We start from the raw sequence: 20,256 nt of genomic DNA, 5'->3' as shown, positions 1-20,256 counted from the left end.
TCTGATCTGCATCAAACTCCGGAAATTGCTGAAGCGGGGAGGCTAGCTGCAACCGCTAATGAAATAAGGGAAAATCAGCATGCATCCCGCTGAGCGCATACCGGGTTTGCGCGGCGACCAAAGCTGGGCGATGCCTGATCGGCTGAACATGGCGCAGCAATGCCTGTCGCAACAATCCGATCGGGTTGCTTTGCTGGATCTGACCCGGGGCGATCCGAGCGTGGTAACATTTGGCGAACTGGAGCTTATGGTTGATGGCATCGCTCGCGCGTTGATAGCTCGGGTCCAGCCACGAGACCGGGTTGGCGTCTTGCTCAGCCAGTCGCCGTGGTGTGCCGCCGCGCATCTGGCGATCTGGAAGATCGGCGCGATTTCGGTGCCGCTGTTCAAGCTGTTCAAGCACGATGCGCTGGCGTCGCGTGTCAGAGATGCAGGTGCGCGGATCGTTTTGACCGATGCGGAAGGGTCTGCGTTACTGGGTGAATTGGCCCAACCGCTTTTGGTTGATGAGATTAGGCAGGAAGGGGAACCGGTGCCCTTTGCTGATACCGGCCCCGAGGATCCGGCAGTCCTAATCTACACGTCCGGCACTACTGGCAGCCCCAAGGGTGCGCTGCACGGCCATCGCGTGCTGACGGGCCACCTGCCGGGCGTCTCGATCAGCCACAATCACTTGCGCGATGGGGATTGCCTGTGGACGCCAGCAGACTGGGCGTGGATCGGCGGTTTGTTCGACGTTCTGATGCCCGGGCTTGCGCTGGGCGTTCCGGTGGTCGCCACGCGGTTGGACAAATTCACCCCACAGGCCTGCGCCGATGTGATCGCGCGGGCGGGGGTGCGGAACGTCTTCTTTCCACCGACGGCTTTACGGATGCTCAAAGCTGCGGATCAGTCGATACCGGGATTGCGGTCGGTGGCGTCTGGGGGCGAGCCTTTGGGCGCGGAGATGTTGGCTTGGGGCCAGCAGGCGTTTGGTCTGACGATCAACGAGTTTTATGGCCAGACCGAGTGTAACATGGTCGTATCCTCCTGCGCCGAGGACTTCCCCGTTCGCCCCGGCTGTATCGGTAAACCGGTGCCGGGTCATGAGGTGGCGGTAATTGACGATCATGGCCAACCGACGACGGAGGAAGGTGACGTCGCCATCCGGCGCGGTTCGGCCTCAATGCTGCTGGAATACTGGAATAATCCGCAAGCAACGGCTGAGAAATTCCGAGGTGATTGGCTTATCACCGGTGACCGTGGCGTGTGGGAGGGCGATTATCTGCGCTTTGTCGGTCGCGATGATGACGTGATCACCTCGGCAGGATACCGGATTGGCCCGGCTGAGATCGAGGATTGCCTGCTGACCCATCCGTCAGTGGCAACTGTGGGCGTGGTCGGCAAGCCCGATGAGCTGCGGACCGAGATCGTGAAGGCCTATGTGGTATTGAAGCCGGGGGCTGAGGCGTCGGGCGCTGAGTTGCAGAATTGGGTTAAGGACCGTTTGGCGCAGTATTCCTATCCGCGTGAGGTGTCCTTTCTGGAAGAGTTGCCGATGACGGTGACGGGAAAGGTGATCCGGAAGGAATTGAAGGCGCGGGCTGCAGGGGAGGCAATTACATGATGCGAATTGCATTTGCTGCGATGCTAGTACCATCGCTTGTTTCCGCTCAGGGCGCTTGGGTAGACCAGTCGTATATTCAACAATGTTTTTCTCAGACGCAGCATGGCGATAGCTTGTCATCATGTCTCGGTACAGCTGCCAATGCCTGCCAAACTATACCGGGAAATGAAACAACCCTTGGCATCACCGAGTGTATTCAAGCCGAAACCCAAATTTGGGATTCATTTCTAAACGAACAGTATAAATTGCGTCGAGCAGAACTGGCTGAACAAAGTCCCGAACTTTCGGACCAGTTGCGAGATGCTCAACGCGCGTGGATCGGATTTCGGGATGCTGAATGTGCTCTGGCCTACGGCATATGGTCTGATGGAACGATACGCTCGATTGTTGCCGCAAATTGCCTGCTGACCGAAACCGCTGAACGCGCTGTGGAATTGCGCGACTTGGGGAAGATGGAATGAAATTAAAATCCAAAGCCATACCAACCTCTGAGGGGTTTAAGGCGAACCGAGCCGCACATCTGGATGCGCTGGCACATATTGCGGATGCCGCCGAAGCGGCCCGCATGGGTGGCGGTGAAAAATCGCGGACGCGGCATGAATCGCGGGGCAAGATGCTGCCGCGTCGTCGGGTGGCGAACCTGCTCGATCCGGGTTCTCCGTTCTTGGAAATCGGCGCGACGGCGGCGCATGGGATGTATGGGGATGCCGCGCCCTGTGCTGGGGTGATCGCCGGGATTGGCCGGGTGCAAGGGCGCGAGGTCATGGTGGTGTGCAATGACGCCACAGTAAAGGGCGGCACCTATTATCCGATGACGGTCAAGAAACACCTCCGCGCGCAGGAGATTGCCGAGGAAAATCATCTGCCCTGCATCTATCTGGTCGACAGTGGCGGTGCGAACCTGCCCAATCAGGATGAGGTTTTCCCCGACCGCGATCACTTTGGCCGCATCTTCTATAATCAGGCGCGGATGAGCGCGAAGGGGATTGCTCAGATCGCCGTTGTAATGGGGTCGTGTACGGCGGGCGGGGCTTACGTTCCGGCGATGTCCGACGTGACGATCATCGTGAAAGAGCAGGGGACGATCTTTTTGGCCGGACCGCCTTTGGTCAAGGCCGCGACGGGGGAGGTTGTGACAGCCGAAGATCTGGGTGGCGGCGATGTGCATACGCGCCTGTCCGGCGTGGCGGATTATCTGGCCGAGGATGATGCGCATGCGTTGGCCTTGGCTCGGCGGGCCGTCGGGTCGTTGGGGGGTGCCGGGCTGAAGCCTGGCCTACAGTTCGAAACACCGGAAGAGCCTGCCTATGATCCCGAGGAAATTTTGGGCGTAGTTCCGGCCGATCTGCGGACGCCCTATGACATCCGCGAGGTGATTGCGCGGCTGGTCGATGGCTCGCGCTTCGACGAGTTCAAACCGCGATTTGGTGAGACGCTGGTGACCGGTTTTGCCCATGTCAAAGGCTGCCCGGTCGGGATCATTGCCAACAACGGTGTGTTGTTTTCTGAGGCCGCGCAGAAGGGTGCGCATTTTGTCGAACTGTGCTCGCAGCGCAAAACCCCGCTGGTCTTCCTGCAGAACATCACCGGCTTCATGGTTGGTCGGAAATATGAAAACGAAGGCATCGCGCGGCACGGGGCCAAGATGGTGACGGCGGTGGCGACGACGAGCGTTCCAAAGATCACAATGCTTGTCGGAGGGTCCTTCGGAGCTGGAAACTACGGCATGGCAGGACGCGCCTATCAGCCTCGGTTCCTGTGGACCTGGCCGAATTCGCGCATTTCCGTGATGGGGGGCGAGCAGGCTGCGGGCGTTCTTGCCACCGTCAAGCGTGACGGGATCGAACGACAGGGCGGCACATGGTCCGCCGAGGAAGAGGCTGAATTCAAGCGCCCGACGCTGGACATGTTCGAGGAGCAATCCCACCCGCTTTATGCCTCGGCCCGGCTCTGGGATGACGGCATCATCGACCCGCGCAAAAGCCGCGACGTGCTGGCCCTATCGCTGAGCGCCGCGCTAAACGCCCCGATTGAGGAGACACGTTTCGGCGTGTTCAGGATGTAAGATGAGCGTTTCATTGAATGAAGTAATGGCCCGCTACCCGGGCGCGCAGACCTTCAAGTTTGGAGACAGCGCATCGCTAAGCGCCGAGCTGCTGGCGTTGGTAAGATCAGGCCGAAAAACGGCGACATGTGGTGCTTTGCGAGACTACCCAGAAGGCAGTGCTGATACCCCGGTCGTTGGGCGGCAGGATATTGCACTGGAATGGGATGATCGCCCGGCTTTGGTGATCGAAACTATCGAGGTCTCGACCTGCCGATATTGCGATGTGACCGAAGACTTTGCGTTGGCCGAGGGTGAGAATGAAACGCTTGAGGGATGGCGCGAGGATCATCGCCGGTATTTCGAACGCAATGGCGGGTTCGATCCCGAGATGGAATTGCTGTGCGAACGCTTCAGCCTTGTCGAAGATCTGGCGGTTAAGGGGTAAGCCATGTTTAACAAAATCCTGATTGCCAACCGCGGCGAGATCGCCTGCCGGGTCATGGAAACTGCTCAGAAGATGGGCGTATCTTGTGTGGCTGTGTATTCGGATGCTGATGCATCGGCCAAGCATGCGCAAATGGCGGATGAAGCGGTGCATATTGGTGGCGCGGCCCCAGCCGAAAGCTATCTGAAGGGTGATGTGATCATTCAGGCGGCGCTGGATACAGGAGCGCAGGCGATCCATCCTGGTTATGGGTTCTTGTCCGAAAACCCGGATTTTGTGGATGCAGTCGAGGCTGCAGGTCTGACCTTCATCGGGCCATCGGCGGACGCGATCCGCAAGATGGGCCTTAAGGATGCAGCCAAGGTGTTGATGGAGGACGCAGGAGTTCCCGTCGTCCCCGGCTATCATGGCGAAAATCAGGACCCCGAACATCTGGCTGGCGCGGCAGATACCATCGGGTACCCCGTTTTGATCAAGGCCGTTGCAGGTGGTGGTGGCAAGGGGATGCGGCTGGTCGAGGCGCCCGAGGAGTTCTCGGCTGCATTGGACAGCGCGCGCGGTGAGGCAAAGACGGCGTTCGGTAATGATGCTGTACTTGTCGAGAAATTCGTCGCCAAGCCCCGCCATATCGAGGTGCAGGTATTCGGTGACGGCACCCACGCAGTGCATCTGTTTGAACGCGACTGCTCGTTGCAGCGGCGACATCAGAAAGTGATCGAAGAGGCCCCAGCCCCTGGAATGACTACCGAGATGCGTGAGGCGATGGGGCAGGCGGGCGTGCGTGCGGCTGAGGCGATTGGATACAAGGGCGCAGGGACGGTTGAGTTCATCGTCGATGCCTCGGACGGGTTACGCCCGGATCGGTTCTGGTTTATGGAGATGAACACGCGCCTGCAAGTCGAGCACCCGGTGACCGAGGCCATTACCGGCGTCGATCTGGTCGAATGGCAGTTGCGCGTAGCAGCGGGTGAAAGCCTGCCGAAGCGGCAGGGCGATTTGTCGATCCGCGGGCATTCCTTTGAGGCGAGGCTTTATGCCGAAGATGTGCCCAAAGGCTTTCTGCCTGCGACGGGTACGCTGACTCATCTACAGTTCCCGGAAGGCTGCCGTGCCGACAGTGGCGTGCGCGCCGGGGATACGATCAGCCCATGGTACGACCCTATGATCGCCAAGGTCGTGGTGCATGGCCCGACACGCGCGGTCGCTTTGGAAAATCTCCACCGGACCTTGCGCCAGACCGAGGTCGCCGGGACTGTCACAAATCTCGCCTTCCTTGGTGCTCTGACGCGGCACAGCGGGTTTGCGTCGGGCGACGTGGATACCGGGCTGATCGGGCGCGATCTTGAGGCTCTGGTAGAGGTCGCTGATTCAGGTCATGCGTCAACGGTGGCTGCGGCGATGACGGCGCTGGGCCTGATAGAGACTGCCTCTGAGACAGGCTTCACCCTTTGGGGGGCATTGCACCGGGCTGTGCAGCTAATGCGCGACGGAGAGGTCATTGATTTGGACGTGCAGGTTGAAAACCCGCATCGGCAGGTTTGGACTGTTAACGGCGCGCAGGTGATTGCGCAGCGAAATGGCGGTTGGATTATTGACGGAAAGCCAATGCCCAACGTCGCCATCGCAGGATCTCAGGTCACCGTGTTCGACGACTACGGGCAGGTGTTTGACGTTATCGATCCTCTGGATCGCGATGCAAGTGCGGCGGGCGACACCAACGTGATCGAGGCGCCGATGCCCGGTTTGGTCAAGGCCGTCTTTGCCGCAGCAGGGCAAGCGGTGAAAGAGGGCGACCGGCTGGCGATTCTGGAAGCCATGAAGATGGAGCATTCTTTGTTGGCCGCCCGAGATGGGGTGGTCGCGGAAGTGCTGGCCGAGGCGGGGGCACAGGTCGAGGCCGGTGCAGCGTTGGTTCGGTTGGCCGAGGATTGATCTGTTCGGCCCGCGGATTGCGTGGCAAAGTCGGGCCATCCGCAATTGAAACGATAAGAAACCGGGAAGGGATGCGCTGATGAAAGAACGGGTCGAAATATTCGAGGTCGGGCCACGCGACGGCCTGCAGAACGAACAGCGCGAGATCCCGGTGGCCGAGAAGGTCGCCTTGGTCGATTGCCTCAGCCGGGCCGGTTTCAACCGGATCGAAGTTGCCAGTTTTGTCTCACCGAAATGGGTCCCGCAAATGGCGGGCAGCGGTGAAGTTATGGCTGGAATCACACGGACCGAAGGCGTGCGGTACGCTGCGCTGACGCCGAATATGCGCGGATATGAGGACGCGTTGGCAGCCAAGGCAGATGAGATCGCGGTGTTTGCTTCGGCGTCCGAGGGGTTCTCGAAAGCGAACATAAACGCAACGATTGCCGAATCCATCGAACGGTTTGTGCCCATTCTCGAAGCAGCACGACATATTGATCTGCCCGTCCGGGGCTATGTCTCGTGCGTGACCGACTGTCCCTATGACGGCCCGACCCCGCCCGAGAAGGTGGCCGAGGTGGCGGACGCGCTGTTTGCCCATGGCTGCTATGAGATTTCGCTGGGGGACACAATTGGGCAGGGAACGCCGGACAAGATTGCTCATATGCTGCTGGCCGTGCGCGAACGAGTGCCGGTTACCCGGCTTGCAGGACATTTTCATGATACCAACGGGCGGGCAATCGACAACATAGACGCTTCGCTTGCCTTGGGTGTGCGGGTATTTGATACCGCCGTGGGCGGGCTGGGTGGTTGCCCTTATGCGCCGGGTGCGGCCGGTAATGTCGCAACCGAAGCCGTGACCGCACATCTGGAACGGTTGGGATATGAGACCGGTCTGGATGTGCCGGTTCTGGAACAGGCGGCGCGCATGGCGCGGGCAATGCGGGCGGAATAAGATATGTTCGAGACCATTACGCTGAACACAGACGCGCGTGGCGTGGCTACTCTGACGCTGGATCGACCCGAGAAGCACAACGCACTGTCGGCGCAGATGATTGCAGAGCTAACCCAGGCCGCTGGGCAATTGGCAAATGATGATGCGGTGCGGGTGGTGGTTCTGGCCGCCGCGGGCAAGAGCTTTTGCGCCGGGGGAGATCTGGGTTGGATGCAGGCGCAGATGGCTGCCGATCCCGAGACGCGTTTTGCCGAAGCGCGCAAGCTGGCTGAGATGCTGAATGCCTTAAATACGCTGCCCAAACCCTTGATCGGCGCGTTGCAGGGAAACGCGTTTGGTGGAGGTGTCGGGATGGCCTCGGTCTGCGATGTGGCGATCGGTGTGGAAAGCCTGAAGATGGGTCTGACCGAGACGCGGCTTGGCCTGATCCCGGCGACGATTGGACCCTATGTCATTGCCCGAATGGGCGAAGCACGGTCGCGGCGCGTCTTTATGTCTGCCCGCCTGTTCGAAGCGGCGGAAGCGGTCGAACTGGGCCTGTTGACCCGCGCGGTGCCCGCTGTGGCGTTGGCCGACGCGGTCGAAGCTGAAGTGCTTCCCTATCTGTCCTGTGCACCCGGTGCGGTGTCTTCGGCCAAGCAGCTGATCCAGTCACTTGGGCCGCGAATTGATGACGCGGTGATTGACCACACCATTCGACAGCTTGTCGCGCGTTGGGAAACTGATGAGGCGCAAGAGGGAATCGGCGCCTTTTTCGACAAACGAAAACCTGCATGGATTAGTTAGGTTTAGCCGATCACTTTGTTCCAGAAGTGTTCTCCGCAATAGCCCGCTGGATGATTGTAACAATGCCGACCTGCGCGTTTCTGTTCGGTTGACCCTCTGACCCCACAGGGATAGAGAATGTCCAGTCAAATCGCCAATTGACGGCGCACCCTTTCGGGACTTGCGCAGGAAAGGAGCTATACGTGGAAGACCTGCTGCGGGAGTACCTCCCGATTCTGGTGTTTCTGGCCGTTGCCGTAGGCCTTGGAATCGTACTGATTCTGGCTGCTGTGGTCCTGGCTGTCCGCAATCCCGACCCCGAAAAGGTCAGCGCCTATGAATGTGGTTTCAACGCCTTCGACGATGCGCGAATGAAGTTTGATGTCCGATTCTATCTGGTCGCGATTCTCTTCATCATCTTTGATCTGGAAATCGCCTTCCTGTTCCCCTGGGCCGTTGGCTTCAAAGACATCAGCGATGTTGGGTTCTGGTCGATGATGGTGTTCCTGGCGGTGCTGACCATCGGCTTTGCCTATGAATGGAAGAAAGGGGCCCTGGAATGGGAGTGATGACGGGCGCAAACACCGCCGGCGTCGACAAGGAAGTCGCCACCCAGGCCCTGAACGCGGAACTGCAGGACAAGGGGTTTCTGCTGACCTCGACCGAGGACATCATCAACTGGGCGCGGACCGGATCCTTGCATTGGATGACCTTTGGTCTGGCCTGCTGCGCGGTTGAGATGATGCACACGTCGATGCCACGGTATGACGCGGAACGGTTCGGCATCGCTCCTCGTGCGTCTCCGCGCCAGTCTGATGTGATGATCGTCGCTGGAACGCTGACCAACAAGATGGCCCCGGCGCTGCGCAAGGTTTATGACCAGATGCCCGAGCCGCGCTATGTGATCTCGATGGGCTCCTGCGCGAATGGCGGTGGGTACTATCACTATTCTTATTCGGTCGTTCGTGGCTGTGATCGGGTTGTTCCGGTTGACATTTACGTGCCCGGCTGCCCTCCGACCGCCGAGGCGCTTCTGTACGGACTGATGCAGCTGCAACGCAAAATCCGCCGCACCGGCACGATTGTACGCTAAGGGAGAGGGCAGATGAGCGAAGCACTCAAAGAACTCGGCGCTCAGTTGGAGCTGAAACGTGCAGATTGCGTTCTGGCCTGGGATGTGACCCATGGCGAGCTGAACGTCGATGTGGCTCCTTCGAATCTGGTGGAATTCATTGAGTTTCTCAAAAGTGAGCGAACCTGCCAGTTCTCGACCCTGGTTGACATCACCGGCGTCGACTACCCCGAACGGGCCAAACGGTTCGATGTGGTCTACCACTTCCTGTCAATGTATCAGAACCAGCGCATTCGCTTGCGAGTCTCGATCCGAGAAGATGACATGGTGCCTTCAATCGTGGACGTGCACCCCTCTGCCAATTGGTTCGAGCGCGAGGTGTTCGACATGTTCGGCATCCTGTTCTCAGGTCATCCAGACTTGCGACGCATCCTTACGGATTATGGTTTCCGCGGCTATCCGCTGCGCAAGGATTTCCCGACCACTGGCTATACTGAAGTCCGCTATGACGAAGCGCAAAAGCGCGTGGTCTACGAACCGGTCTCATTGGTTCAGGAATACCGTCAATTTGATTTCATGTCCCCGTGGGAAGGTGCGAACTACATTCTTCCGGGGGATGAAAAACAGGAGTCGTAAGTCATGGAGTTCCTGATCTGGATTGCCGTCACGGTCGCCACGATCATCCCGATGCTGAAACTGCTACCGCACTTCGGGATCGAGAAATACTGGGTTGTCGCCTGCGTCATCCCCATTGGAACGCTGATCCTGATCTGGATCATGGCCATGAAACTGCAAGAGATGGAGCGCCGCTGATGGGTCTGGGGGAACTGATTGCGTTGGGGGCGCTTGGGGTTCTGCTGGCCGGAGCCGCTGCCAAGGCGGCTGAGGCGGAAAAGGTCCGGGTCCGGGCCGAAGCGAAGAAGAAACGAGGGCGTTGATGGACGGCTCAAGATACGATGACGGCAGCACGGACGCGCTGAGCGGAGAACAGAAGATCCGCAACTTCAACATTAACTTCGGCCCGCAACACCCAGCGGCGCATGGAGTTCTGCGTCTTGTGCTTGAGCTGGACGGGGAGATCGTCGAGCGCTGCGACCCGCATATCGGCCTGCTGCACCGTGGTACCGAAAAGCTGATGGAAAGCCGGACGTATCTGCAGAACCTGCCATATTTCGATCGTCTGGATTATGTGGCGCCGATGAACCAGGAACACGCCTGGTGCCTCGCCATCGAAAAGCTGACCGGTGTAGAAGTGCCACGCCGGGGCTCGCTGATCCGGGTGCTGTATTCCGAAATCGGCCGTATCCTGAACCACCTGCTGAACGTCACGACGCAGGCGATGGATGTGGGCGCGTTGACGCCGCCTCTGTGGGGCTTTGAAGAACGCGAAAAGCTGATGGTGTTCTATGAGCGTGCCTGCGGCGCCCGCCTGCACGCTGCTTATTTCCGCCCCGGTGGCGTGCATCAGGACCTGCCGCCGGAACTGCTGGATGATATCGAGGCGTGGAGCCACGAATTCCCCGCCGTTCTGGATGACATTGACGGTCTGCTGACCGAAAACCGCATCTTCAAACAGCGCAACGCCGATATTGGCGTGGTGACCGAGGATGACATCCAGAAATACGGCTTCTCGGGCGTGATGGTCCGTGGCTCGGGTCTGGCTTGGGACCTGCGCCGCGCGCAGCCCTATGAATGCTATGACGAGTTCGAGTTTCAGATTCCAGTCGGAAAGAACGGCGATTGCTATGACCGCTATCTGGTGCGCATGGAAGAGATGCGCCAGTCGCTGCTGATCATCCGTCAGGCCATCGCCAAAATCCGCGACTGTCCCGGAGACGTTCTGGCGCGCGGAAAGATCACCCCGCCGAAACGTTCGGACATGAAGACCTCGATGGAAAGTCTGATCCATCACTTCAAGCTCTACACCGAAGGCTTCCACATCCCCGCAGGCGAGGTCTATGCCGCTGTCGAAGCCCCCAAGGGCGAGTTCGGCGTATATCTGGTCGCCGACGGCACTAACAAACCCTACCGCGCCAAACTCCGCGCGCCGGGGTTCCTGCACTTGCAAGCCATGGACCACGTCGCCGGAGGCCACCAACTGGCCGACGTCGCCGCGATTATCGGCACCATGGACGTCGTATTTGGAGAGATTGACCGCTAATGCTCCGCCGTCTTCACGCCGAACAACCCGAAAGCTTCGCCTTCACCGCTGCTAACCAGCAATGGGCCGAAGCGCAAATAACCAAATATCCCGAGGGGCGTCAGGCCAGTGCGGTCATCCCGCTGCTGTGGCGCGCGCAGGAGCAGGAGGGATGGCTGAGCCGCCCGGCGATCGAATCCGTCGCCGACATGCTTGGTATGGCCTATATCCGCGTTCTTGAGGTTGCCTCGTTCTACTTCATGTTCCAACTGCAGCCGGTTGGTTCGGTTGCGCATATTCAGGTCTGCGGCACGACCTCCTGTATGATCTGCGGGGCCGAAGATCTGATTGCGGTTTGCAGGGAAAAGATCGCTGCAAAGCCGCATGAACTGTCTGCTGATGGCAAGCTGAGCTGGGAAGAGGTGGAATGCCTCGGATCTTGCACCAATGCCCCGATGGCGCAGATCGGTAAGGATTACTACGAAGATCTAACGACCGAGAGCTTTGGCAAGATTCTCGATGATCTGGTGGCGGGCAAAGTGCCGACTCCGGGTCCTCAGAACGGGCGCTATGCGGCAGAACCCCTCAAAGGGCTGACAAGCCTGACAGAATATGACAGCGGCAGAACGCAGTATAACGCCAGCGTCCAGCTAGCGAGCGATCTGGGTGATACCGTCAAGCGCATCGACGGGACCGAGGTTCCGATCCTGACCCCGTGGCTGGGCAAGGATGGCAAAGCAGCAGCGACCAAAGCCGCGCCGAAGCCACCCAAAGCGCCGACCCCCGCGAAACCTGCTGTGAAACAGGCCGCAGAAGCGAAAGCAGCGAAAGAGGATCAGCCGGAAACGCTGAAAGAAGCGCGGGGTGGCAAGCCGGATGATCTCAAGATGCTCAAGGGCGTTGGTCCGAAGCTGGAAGAAACCCTGAACGGGCTGGGCTTTTATCATTATGACCAGATCGCTGCATGGACGCCTGAGCAGGTGGCCTGGGTCGATGCACGGCTGAAATTCAAAGGCCGGATCGAGCGGGACGGGTGGATCGAACAAGCCGCGAAACTGGCTGCAGGTGAAGAAACCGAGTTTGCCAAACGTGCCAAAGAAGACGGCACTTACGAAGATTAAACGAGTGCCCGCCTAGGGCATCAGGACAAGATGGATACGGACAAGGAACTGGCCATAGCCCGCAAGGGCCGACATATCGGCATCGTCATTGCGGTGACGATGGTGATTTGGCTTGGAATGACCTTGTTCATTGGCCCTGCAATCGGATTGCCGGGGCGTTATGCGCTGCTGTTTGATTTTGCCGCTTTGGCAGGATTCATCTATGCGGGCGTCAACATATTTCAACTCTGGCGCATGCGTCAGGACAGCCAAAGGTAACTGAGCGATGCTGAAGGATCAGGACAGGATCTTTACCAACATCTACGGGATGCACGAGCGCACTTTGAAAGGCGCGCAGGCCCGGGGGCATTGGGACGGCACCGCTGGCCTGATCGAGAAAGGCCGCGACTGGATCATCCAGACGATGAAGGATTCAGGGCTGCGCGGCCGTGGTGGTGCGGGTTTCCCGACCGGTCTGAAATGGTCTTTCATGCCCAAGGAAAGCGATGGTCGCCCGGCTTATCTGGTGGTGAACGCGGATGAATCCGAACCCGGGACGTGCAAAGACCGTGAGATTATGCGTCATGATCCGCACACGCTGATCGAGGGGTGCCTGATCGCGTCTTTCGCAATGAACGCGAATACTTGCTACATCTACCTGCGCGGCGAATACATCCGCGAGCGTGAGGCTCTGCAGGCCGCGATTGACGAAGCCTATGACGCGGGTCTGCTCGGGAAGAATGCTGCTGGTTCCGGCTGGGATTTCGACCTGTTCCTGCATCACGGCGCTGGGGCTTATATCTGCGGCGAGGAAACTGCTCTGATCGAAAGCCTTGAGGGCAAGAAGGGTATGCCGCGCATGAAGCCTCCGTTTCCGGCGGGTGCGGGTCTTTATGGCTGCCCGACCACGGTGAACAATGTGGAATCGATTGCCGTTGTGCCCACGATTCTGCGGCGTGGTGCCGACTGGTTCGCAGGCTTTGGCCGTCAGAACAACGCGGGCACCAAGCTGTTTGCGATCTCGGGCCATGTGAACAACCCCTGTGTCGTCGAAGAGGCGATGTCGATTTCCTTCGAAGAGCTGATTGAAACCCATTGCGGCGGCATTCGTGGCGGCTGGGACAATCTGCTGGCGGTAATACCCGGCGGGTCTTCGGTGCCATGCGTGCGCGGTGAGAACATGCGCGACGCGATCATGGATTTTGACTATCTGCGCGGAGAACTGGGTTCGGGTCTGGGCACGGCAGCGGTCATCGTGATGGACAGGTCCACCGACATCATCAAGGCAATCTGGCGGTTGTCGAAGTTCTACAAGCACGAAAGTTGCGGCCAGTGTACGCCATGTCGTGAAGGCACTGGTTGGATGATGCGCGTGATGGATCGTCTTGTACGCGGTGAAGCCGAACTGGAAGAGATCGACATGCTGTTTGACGTCACCAAACAGGTTGAAGGCCACACGATCTGCGCCCTTGGCGATGCGGCGGCCTGGCCGATCCAAGGTCTGATCCGCAATTTCCGAGAAGAAATAGAGGACCGCATCAAGGCCCAGAAATCGGGCCGCATGGGTGCGATGGCAGCGGAGTAAAATCGATGGAAGTCTATGCCGAATATTCCCACGCGATCGCCGCTTTGGTGATCTTTACCCTGATCGTTCTGTTCATGTCGCCGTTCTCGGCGCTTGCAAAAGCGGGCAAGGGGCTGGCACCGGGGGCCACTCCGGATCAGGATTATTCGGACAGGGCCTATCGTTTGAACCGCGCTTATCTGAACGGCACTGAAACTCTGCCTGCCTTTTTGACTGTTACAGTCGCGGCGATCCTGTTGGGGGCCAGCCCGTTCTGGGTGAACCTGCTGGCCTCAATAGCGCTGCTGGCGCGGGTTGTTATGTTGGTGATTCACCTGCGCGGGATCGGCAAACCGCATAGCGGGGTCCGGTCTGTTGCTTATGTGGTTGGATGGGCCTGCATGTTCATTCTTGGCCTTATTGCTTTGGTGGCCGCGTTTTGATCCAGCCCGAAGGATATCATCTGGCCGAGTTGAATGTCGGCCGTTTGTTGGCGCCAACAGACGATCCGCGCGTGGCTGAATTCATGGCCAACCTGGATCGCGTCAACGGGCTTGGCAAGCGGATGTCCGGCTTTGTCTGGATGATGGAAGGGTCCGGAGAACCGGGAACAGGCAACACCGAAAACAGCATCGGGGATGATCCGCAATTCGTCGCGAACCTGACGGTTTGGGAAGACGTCGCCAGCCTTGAGAAATTTGTTTGGGGGACTATCCACAAACAGTTCTACGAGCGTCGGCAAGAGTGGTTCGAAATCCTTGGCGAACAACATTTTGTCATGTGGTGGGTGCGGGAAGGGCATTGCCCCAGTTTGGCCGAAGCGCTGGATCGTCTGGAAAAGCTGCGCTCGGAAGGACCCAGCGAGCATGCCTTTGGGTGGGCAGAATTGAAACAGGCCAGCAAGTGGCGCGACAATCGTTGCGTACAGGTCGCGGCGGAGTGAGCGGGATGTTGTTTCATACGCTTTCTCCTGCGCATCAGCGGATGCCACAAGCGCCAGCCACGAAACAGGAGTGGTCATGATGGCGAAACGCGTATTCGTAATGACAATGGTATTGGTGGGAAGCTTACTTGTATCTGCCTGCGGTACAGCGAAATCGAGGGCGACCCGCGTGGCGTTTGACGGCATTTTCTTCAACGCCAACGCTAAACACGTGGATAAGAAGACGACACCTACCGATTTCACTGTGACTGTGAATGGCGTTTCGCAGTCATTGGAAGGCGCACGCGAAGCAGGCCGTTATGAGGGCACAAAATTCTGCATCCAGAATTTTGGATCGTCCAGAATTGTATGGAAGGTTGGGCCGGAGACCGAGCCGCAAAATCTACGGATCGAAAACGATAAGCTGACATATGCCGGAAGCTGTCAGCGACCATGAGCCACCGTATCGCATATCACGGCAAAACCCATGGGCTGTTATTGCATAGCAGCCCGGCTGACCGCCGTCTTGGGAATCCCAAGACGAAAGGAAATGTCATGACTGTTGTACGACTTCTGGCCGCGATTTGCGCGATTTCGATGCCTGTAATGGCCGAAGCCAAACCACCCTTGAGGGATGTCAAAGAGATCGACAACGAACTCTACTACATCGCGATCGCAAATGAGATTTCGGAGTACTGTCCGTCGATCAGCGGGCGTCGACTTAAGGCGATTGGGGTGATGTGGGATCTGCGGTCCAAGGCGAACAAACTGGGATATTCGGACAAGGAAATCCGCGCCTATGTGGACTCGGATGCCGAAAAAGACAGGATGCGCGCCAAAGGTGAGGCGTATCTGATCCAAAACGGCGTGTCTTATGAAAATCCCAATTCTTTCTGCACGTTAGGGCGGAAAGAGATTGAAAGAAACAGCGCCATAGGCGTGTATTTGAGGGCGAACTAGCGATGTCTGACCTCCGCAAAGTCAATATCGACGGGCAGGAAATCGAAGTCGATGGCGCGATGACACTGATCCAGGCCTGCGAGCAGGCCGGGGTCGAGGTGCCGCGCTTTTGCTATCACGAGCGTCTGTCGATTGCCGGGAACTGCCGGATGTGTCTGGTCGAGGTCGTGGGCGGCCCGCCGAAACCGGCGGCCTCCTGCGCGATGCAGGTGCGCGATCTGCGTCCGGGTCCGGAAGGGCAGGCACCGGTGGTCAAGACGAACTCGCCCATGGTCAAGAAGGCCCGCGAAGGGGTGATGGAGTTTCTGCTGATCAACCACCCGCTGGATTGCCCGATCTGCGATCAGGGCGGTGAGTGTGACCTGCAGGATCAGGCCATGGCCTATGGTCTGTCAGGGACGCGCTTCAAAGAAGCCAAGCGTGCCGTGGATGATCTGGACCTTGGTCCGCTGGTTGGCACCGCGATGACTCGCTGCATCAGTTGTACTCGTTGCGTGCGCTTCACCACAGAGGTCGCCGGGATCACCCAGATGGGTCAGACCGGACGCGGCGAAGATGCCGAGATCACCTCGTACCTGAACCAGACGCTGGATTCGAACCTGCAGGGCAACATCATCGATCTGTGCCCGGTAGGGGCGTTGACCTCGAAGCCATATGCATTCACCGCTCGCCCTTGGGAACTGACCAAAACCGAGAGTATCGACGTGATGGACGCTTTGGGCTCAAGCATCCGTGTAGATACCAAAGGGCGTGAAGTGATGCGCTTTCTGCCGCGCAACCATGACGGTGTGAACGAGGAATGGATCAGCGACAAGACCCGCTTTGTCTGGGACGGCTTACGGCGTCAGCGACTGGACAGGCCTTATGTGCGCGAAAACGGCAAGCTGCGTCCTGCCACATGGCCAGAAGCACTGAACAAAGCTGCTGAGGTTCTTAAGGGGGCCGAGAAACCGGCTGGGATCGTAGGTGATCTGGCTTCGGTTGAGGCCATCTATGCGCTGAAACAGATGATCGAAGGGCAAGGCGGTATCGTTGAGTGCCGCACCGACGGCGCCAAACTGCCTGCGGGTAACCGAGCAGCCTATGCCGGGACCGCGGCAATCGAAGATATTGATGCAGCTGAACGTATCCTGTTGATCGGGACCAACCCGCGTGACGAGGCTCCGGTTTTGAATGCTCGTATCCGCAAGGCCTGGGCACACGGCGCCGAGGTGGCCTTGGTCGGGCCTGCCGTCGATCTGACCTATGAGTATCACCATGTAGGCAGCGACCGTGCCGCGCTGCAGACCATCGTTGATATGGGTGGTGATGATGAGATCAAGAGCAAGCGCTCTCTTGTCATCGTCGGGCAGGGCGCGCTACAGGAGGCCGATGGCTCTGCCGTTCTGGCCGCCGCGCAAGCCATTGCAAGCAATACCGAAAGTGGGCTGATCGTTCTGCACACCGCGGCATCGCGCGTAGGTGCGATGGATGTGGATGCGACCAACGAAAGTGGCATGGAGGCGGTCAACGCGGCCGATGTGATCTATAACCTCGGTGCTGACGAAGTCGAGATCGGCGAGGGTGCTTTTGTGATCTATCAGGGCAGTCACGGCGATCGTGGCGCGCACCGCGCAGATGTGATCCTGCCGGGGGCGGCTTACACAGAAGAAAACGGTCTGTTCGTAAACACCGAAGGGCGTCCTCAACTCGCCATGCGCGCAGGCTTTGCACCTGGAGAGGCCAAGGAAAACTGGGCAATCCTAAGGGCGTTGTCTGCCGAGCTGGGGGCTACTCTGCCCTACGATACATTGGCTCAATTGCGCACCTCCTTGCTCGAATCTGTTCCGCATCTGGCGCGCATTGATGAGGTGATTGAGAATGAAGCAGCGGCGCTACAAGCCGGAAAATTGGGTGAAGCCAGCTTCCGCAATGCAATCAAGGATTTCTACCTGACCAACCCGATTGCCCGCGCCTCCCAATTGATGGCCGAACTATCGGCACAGGCGCAGACCCGCAAGACTGAGAAGATTGCGGCTGAATGAACCAGAAACGTTTCATATCGCAGACGTACGCGGTGCCCGGGTGGCAGATAGCCGCGCCGGATTTGCGTGTGAAATTGAAGATTAAGGGTGGCGTACAGACGGCAGATGCTGTTTACACCAACGCGCCGACCCAGCCGCAGATTGCGCAGGCATCTGGCCTTTGCATCGCACGCGGAAACCAAAATACCCACGGTGTGAGGACCAATGGCTGACTTCTTTAACACCCCAGGCGGAATAGCCATCATCATTCTGGCGCAAGTGCTTGCTGTTGTTGCGTTCGTGATGATCTCGCTGTTGTTCCTCGTTTACGGCGACCGCAAGATCTGGGCCGCCGTCCAGATGCGTCGCGGCCCCAACGTTGTCGGCGTATACGGCCTGCTGCAATCGGTGGCGGACGCACTGAAATATGTGGTGAAAGAGGTCGTCATTCCCGCAGGTGCCGACCGTACAGTGTTTATCCTCGCACCATTGACCAGTTTTGTCCTCGCGATGATCGCCTGGGCGGTGATCCCGTTCAACGATGGCTGGGTCCTGTCGGACATCAACGTCGCCATCCTCTATGTCTTCGCAGTCTCCTCGCTTGAGGTTTATGGCGTGATTATGGGTGGTTGGGCGTCGAACTCAAAGTATCCATTCCTTGGGTCGCTGCGCTCTGCCGCGCAGATGATTTCATACGAGGTATCCATCGGTCTGATCATCATCGGCATCATCATCTCGACCGGTTCGATGAACTTTGGTGATATCGTCCGCGCACAGGATGGCTCGTTCGGGTTCTTCAGCTGGTACTGGCTGCCGCATTTCCCGATGGTGTTCCTGTTTTTCATCTCGGCATTGGCTGAAACCAACCGGCCACCCTTCGATCTGCCCGAGGCGGAATCGGAACTGGTTGCAGGCTATCAGGTCGAATACTCGGCCACGCCTTTCCTGCTTTTCATGGCTGGTGAATACATCGCCATCTTCCTGATGTGTGCTCTGACCACACTGCTGTTCTTTGGCGGCTGGCTGTCCCCGATCCCAGGCCTGCCTGACGGCGTATTGTGGATGGTTGCCAAGATGGCGTTCTTCTTCTTCATCTTCGCGATGGTCAAGGCGATCACACCCCGCTACCGCTATGACCAGTTGATGCGCCTGGGTTGGAAAGTGTTCTTGCCGTTCAGCCTCGTCTGGGTCGTCTTCGTGGCCTTCGCGGCGAAATTCGACTGGTTCTGGGGCGCGTTTGCCCGTTGGAGCGTAGGAGGCTGATATGACTCAAATCGACTACACCCGCGCCGCCAAATATTTCCTGCTGCAGGACTTCTGGGTCGGAATGAAATTGGGCTTGAAGTATTTCTTCGCCCCAAAAGCCACCGTGAACTACCCGCATGAAAAGGGGCCCTTGTCCCCGCGGTTCCGGGGTGAACATGCCCTGCGCCGTTATCCGAACGGTGAGGAACGCTGCATCGCCTGCAAACTGTGCGAAGCGATCTGTCCTGCACAAGCCATCACCATCGATGCCGAGCCGCGCGAAGACGGAAGCCGCCGCACCACGCGCTATGACATCGACATGACCAAATGCATCTATTGCGGTTTCTGCCAGGAGGCATGTCCGGTTGATGCCATCGTCGAGGGCCCGAATTTCGAATTCGCCACCGAAACCCGGGAAGAGTTGTTCTACGACAAGCAGAAACTGCTGGATAACGGCGAACGCTGGGAAGCCGAAATCGCTCGCAATCTGGAAATGGACGCGCCGTACAGATGAGTGACAGTCCGACAAATCCGTTCGAGCTGATGATGAAGCAAGCTCAGGACATGGCCAAGGCGATGAACCCGGCGATGGAGAATTTCTCGCCCAAAGGGTTCGAGGCGCTGTGGCCAACCATGCCCAAAGAGGTCATGGAGATGATGTTCGGCAATACCGTCAACAAGGACGGGCTGGACGCCAAAACTCGCCTTCTGCTGACGCTGGCCGGGCTGACCTGTCAGGGCGCTCAGGCAGACTCGGCGGTGCGTCAGACCGTGCGCCACGCGCTGGAAGCTGGCGCGAAGAAACAAGAGATCGTGGAAACGATCGGTCAGATGTCGGTCTTTGCCGGCATCCCGGCCATGACCCGTGCGCTGGATCTGGCGCAAGAGGTCATGGGTGATAACGAGGATGAGGATCAATGACCGTCTTTGCCTTCTATCTGTTTGCCATCAGCGCCATCACCGGCGGGCTGTTCACGGTGATCAGCCGCCAGCCGGTGCATTCGGTGCTGTGGCTGATCCTGTCCTTTCTGTCCTCTGCGGGCCTGTTCGTGCTGCTGGGGGCCGAGTTCGTGGCGATGCTGCTGATTATCGTTTATGTCGGCGCGGTTGCGGTTCTGTTCCTCTTCGTGGTGATGATGCTGGATGTGGACTTTGCCGAGCTGAAGGCCGAGATGGCGCGCTACATGCCGCTGGCGCTGTTGATCGGATTGGTGATCCTGATGCAGTTCGTCATGGCCATCGGAGCATGGGACAGCGCGCAGGGTGCCGCCGCCAATCTGGCGCAGCCGGTACCGAGCGACCGCCACAACACTGAGGCGCTCGGCGTCATTCTATACGATCAATACTTCCTTCTGTTCCAACTGGCGGGCCTGATCCTGCTGGTGGCCATGATCGGTGCCATTGTGCTGACACTGCGCCACCGTCAGGACATCAAGCGTCAGGACATCATCGGCCAGATGATGCGCGACCCGGCCAAAGCGATGGAGTTGAAGGACGTGAAACCGGGGCAGGGACTTTGAG

General features: G+C 58.5%; 25 protein-coding genes. All 25 read left to right on the top strand.

Translation table 11 applies throughout. From position 1 onward, the window contains the following. The first annotated feature begins 79 nt into the window (after positions 1 to 79). The 25 genes from ACR0EN_RS12075 to ACR0EN_RS11955 all read left to right on the top strand — a co-directional run bounded on the left by ACR0EN_RS12075 (position 80) and on the right by ACR0EN_RS11955 (position 20,255). Complete coding sequence (locus ACR0EN_RS12075; protein WP_480586944.1) at positions 80 to 1,606, top strand: AMP-binding protein; 1,527 nt, start codon at positions 80 to 82, stop codon at positions 1,604 to 1,606. Beyond that, on the top strand, positions 1,603 to 2,067 hold the full coding sequence (locus ACR0EN_RS12070) for a lysozyme inhibitor LprI family protein (protein WP_170612227.1): 465 nt from the start codon (positions 1,603 to 1,605) through the stop codon (positions 2,065 to 2,067). The genes ACR0EN_RS12075 and ACR0EN_RS12070 overlap by 4 nt, the downstream gene beginning before the upstream one ends. Continuing rightward, positions 2,064 to 3,671, top strand: a complete 1,608-nt coding sequence (locus ACR0EN_RS12065) for a carboxyl transferase domain-containing protein (protein WP_480586941.1) — start codon at positions 2,064 to 2,066, stop codon at positions 3,669 to 3,671. The genes ACR0EN_RS12070 and ACR0EN_RS12065 overlap by 4 nt, the downstream gene beginning before the upstream one ends. 1 nt (position 3,672) lies before the next feature. Next, entirely contained in the window at positions 3,673 to 4,098 is a 426-nt protein-coding gene (locus tag ACR0EN_RS12060; protein ID WP_480586938.1) for an ASCH domain-containing protein, read from the top strand. 3 nt (positions 4,099 to 4,101) lie between these two features. Then, entirely contained in the window at positions 4,102 to 6,030 is a 1,929-nt protein-coding gene (locus tag ACR0EN_RS12055) for an acetyl/propionyl/methylcrotonyl-CoA carboxylase subunit alpha (protein ID WP_480586936.1), read from the top strand. 79 nt (positions 6,031 to 6,109) lie between these two features. Then, positions 6,110 to 6,964, top strand: coding sequence for a hydroxymethylglutaryl-CoA lyase (locus tag ACR0EN_RS12050; RefSeq protein WP_170397063.1), 855 nt, complete (start codon positions 6,110 to 6,112; stop codon positions 6,962 to 6,964). A 3-nt stretch (positions 6,965 to 6,967) separates the two neighbouring features. After that, positions 6,968 to 7,750, top strand: coding sequence for a crotonase/enoyl-CoA hydratase family protein (locus tag ACR0EN_RS12045; protein WP_170465987.1), 783 nt, complete (start codon positions 6,968 to 6,970; stop codon positions 7,748 to 7,750). A 182-nt stretch (positions 7,751 to 7,932) separates the two neighbouring features. Beyond that, positions 7,933 to 8,298: an NADH-quinone oxidoreductase subunit A gene (locus ACR0EN_RS12040; RefSeq protein ID WP_010442778.1), complete on the top strand. Its 366-nt coding sequence runs from the start codon at positions 7,933 to 7,935 to the stop codon at positions 8,296 to 8,298. Continuing rightward, positions 8,289 to 8,822 (top strand): NuoB/complex I 20 kDa subunit family protein, encoded by a 534-nt coding sequence (locus ACR0EN_RS12035; RefSeq protein ID WP_010442777.1) that lies wholly within the window; start codon positions 8,289 to 8,291, stop codon positions 8,820 to 8,822. The genes ACR0EN_RS12040 and ACR0EN_RS12035 overlap by 10 nt, the downstream gene beginning before the upstream one ends. A gap of 12 nt (positions 8,823 to 8,834) precedes the next feature. Then, positions 8,835 to 9,437, top strand: a complete 603-nt coding sequence (locus ACR0EN_RS12030; RefSeq protein WP_170511208.1) for an NADH-quinone oxidoreductase subunit C — start codon at positions 8,835 to 8,837, stop codon at positions 9,435 to 9,437. 3 nt (positions 9,438 to 9,440) lie between these two features. Then, positions 9,441 to 9,614, top strand: a complete 174-nt coding sequence (locus ACR0EN_RS12025; protein WP_170397057.1) for a hypothetical protein — start codon at positions 9,441 to 9,443, stop codon at positions 9,612 to 9,614. Beyond that, positions 9,614 to 9,739, top strand: coding sequence for a hypothetical protein (locus ACR0EN_RS12020; protein ID WP_010442774.1), 126 nt, complete (start codon positions 9,614 to 9,616; stop codon positions 9,737 to 9,739). The genes ACR0EN_RS12025 and ACR0EN_RS12020 overlap by 1 nt, the downstream gene beginning before the upstream one ends. After that, a complete protein-coding gene (locus ACR0EN_RS12015; protein WP_480586933.1) occupies positions 9,739 to 10,962 on the top strand; it encodes an NADH-quinone oxidoreductase subunit D in 1,224 nt (407 codons plus the stop codon). The genes ACR0EN_RS12020 and ACR0EN_RS12015 overlap by 1 nt, the downstream gene beginning before the upstream one ends. Beyond that, positions 10,962 to 12,062 carry an NADH-quinone oxidoreductase subunit NuoE gene (gene nuoE / locus ACR0EN_RS12010; protein ID WP_170818019.1) on the top strand — a complete coding sequence of 367 codons (1,101 nt, stop codon included), beginning with the start codon at positions 10,962 to 10,964 and terminating at the stop codon, positions 12,060 to 12,062. The genes ACR0EN_RS12015 and nuoE overlap by 1 nt, the downstream gene beginning before the upstream one ends. A 30-nt stretch (positions 12,063 to 12,092) precedes the next feature. Continuing rightward, positions 12,093 to 12,320 carry a DUF5337 domain-containing protein gene (locus ACR0EN_RS12005; RefSeq protein WP_170404000.1) on the top strand — a complete coding sequence of 76 codons (228 nt, stop codon included), beginning with the start codon at positions 12,093 to 12,095 and terminating at the stop codon, positions 12,318 to 12,320. Positions 12,321 to 12,327: 7 nt separating this feature from the next. After that, entirely contained in the window at positions 12,328 to 13,626 is a 1,299-nt protein-coding gene (nuoF, locus tag ACR0EN_RS12000; protein WP_170397053.1) for an NADH-quinone oxidoreductase subunit NuoF, read from the top strand. 5 nt (positions 13,627 to 13,631) lie between these two features. Then, on the top strand, positions 13,632 to 14,048 hold the full coding sequence (locus tag ACR0EN_RS11995) for an MAPEG family protein (RefSeq protein WP_170397051.1): 417 nt from the start codon (positions 13,632 to 13,634) through the stop codon (positions 14,046 to 14,048). Beyond that, on the top strand, positions 14,045 to 14,548 hold the full coding sequence (locus ACR0EN_RS11990; protein ID WP_170403991.1) for a DUF3291 domain-containing protein: 504 nt from the start codon (positions 14,045 to 14,047) through the stop codon (positions 14,546 to 14,548). The genes ACR0EN_RS11995 and ACR0EN_RS11990 overlap by 4 nt, the downstream gene beginning before the upstream one ends. A 76-nt stretch (positions 14,549 to 14,624) precedes the next feature. After that, positions 14,625 to 14,984 (top strand): hypothetical protein, encoded by a 360-nt coding sequence (locus tag ACR0EN_RS11985; protein WP_170403988.1) that lies wholly within the window; start codon positions 14,625 to 14,627, stop codon positions 14,982 to 14,984. Positions 14,985 to 15,082: 98 nt separating this feature from the next. Beyond that, positions 15,083 to 15,487, top strand: a complete 405-nt coding sequence (locus ACR0EN_RS11980) for a DUF5333 domain-containing protein (RefSeq protein ID WP_255612031.1) — start codon at positions 15,083 to 15,085, stop codon at positions 15,485 to 15,487. Positions 15,488 to 15,489: 2 nt separating this feature from the next. Further along, positions 15,490 to 17,511, top strand: coding sequence for an NADH-quinone oxidoreductase subunit NuoG (nuoG, locus tag ACR0EN_RS11975; protein ID WP_223117776.1), 2,022 nt, complete (start codon positions 15,490 to 15,492; stop codon positions 17,509 to 17,511). A gap of 204 nt (positions 17,512 to 17,715) precedes the next feature. After that, positions 17,716 to 18,753, top strand: coding sequence for an NADH-quinone oxidoreductase subunit NuoH (gene nuoH / locus ACR0EN_RS11970; protein WP_039534288.1), 1,038 nt, complete (start codon positions 17,716 to 17,718; stop codon positions 18,751 to 18,753). Between the two features lies 1 nt (position 18,754). Continuing rightward, entirely contained in the window at positions 18,755 to 19,249 is a 495-nt protein-coding gene (gene nuoI, locus ACR0EN_RS11965; protein WP_170397042.1) for an NADH-quinone oxidoreductase subunit NuoI, read from the top strand. Continuing rightward, complete coding sequence (locus ACR0EN_RS11960; protein WP_010442761.1) at positions 19,246 to 19,656, top strand: carboxymuconolactone decarboxylase family protein; 411 nt, start codon at positions 19,246 to 19,248, stop codon at positions 19,654 to 19,656. Before nuoI ends, ACR0EN_RS11960 begins: the two co-directional genes overlap by 4 nt. Next, the gene (locus ACR0EN_RS11955) at positions 19,653 to 20,255 is read left to right on the top strand and encodes an NADH-quinone oxidoreductase subunit J (protein WP_170397038.1); all 603 of its coding nucleotides are present in this window, start codon (positions 19,653 to 19,655) and stop codon (positions 20,253 to 20,255) included. Before ACR0EN_RS11960 ends, ACR0EN_RS11955 begins: the two co-directional genes overlap by 4 nt. The last annotated feature ends 1 nt before the right edge of the window (position 20,256 follow it).

It is taken from the genome of Ruegeria sp. AB7 (assembly GCF_056542625.1).
The sequence above is the reverse complement of the archived record's forward strand: the minus strand, read 5'-3'. Positions and strand labels throughout refer to the sequence as shown.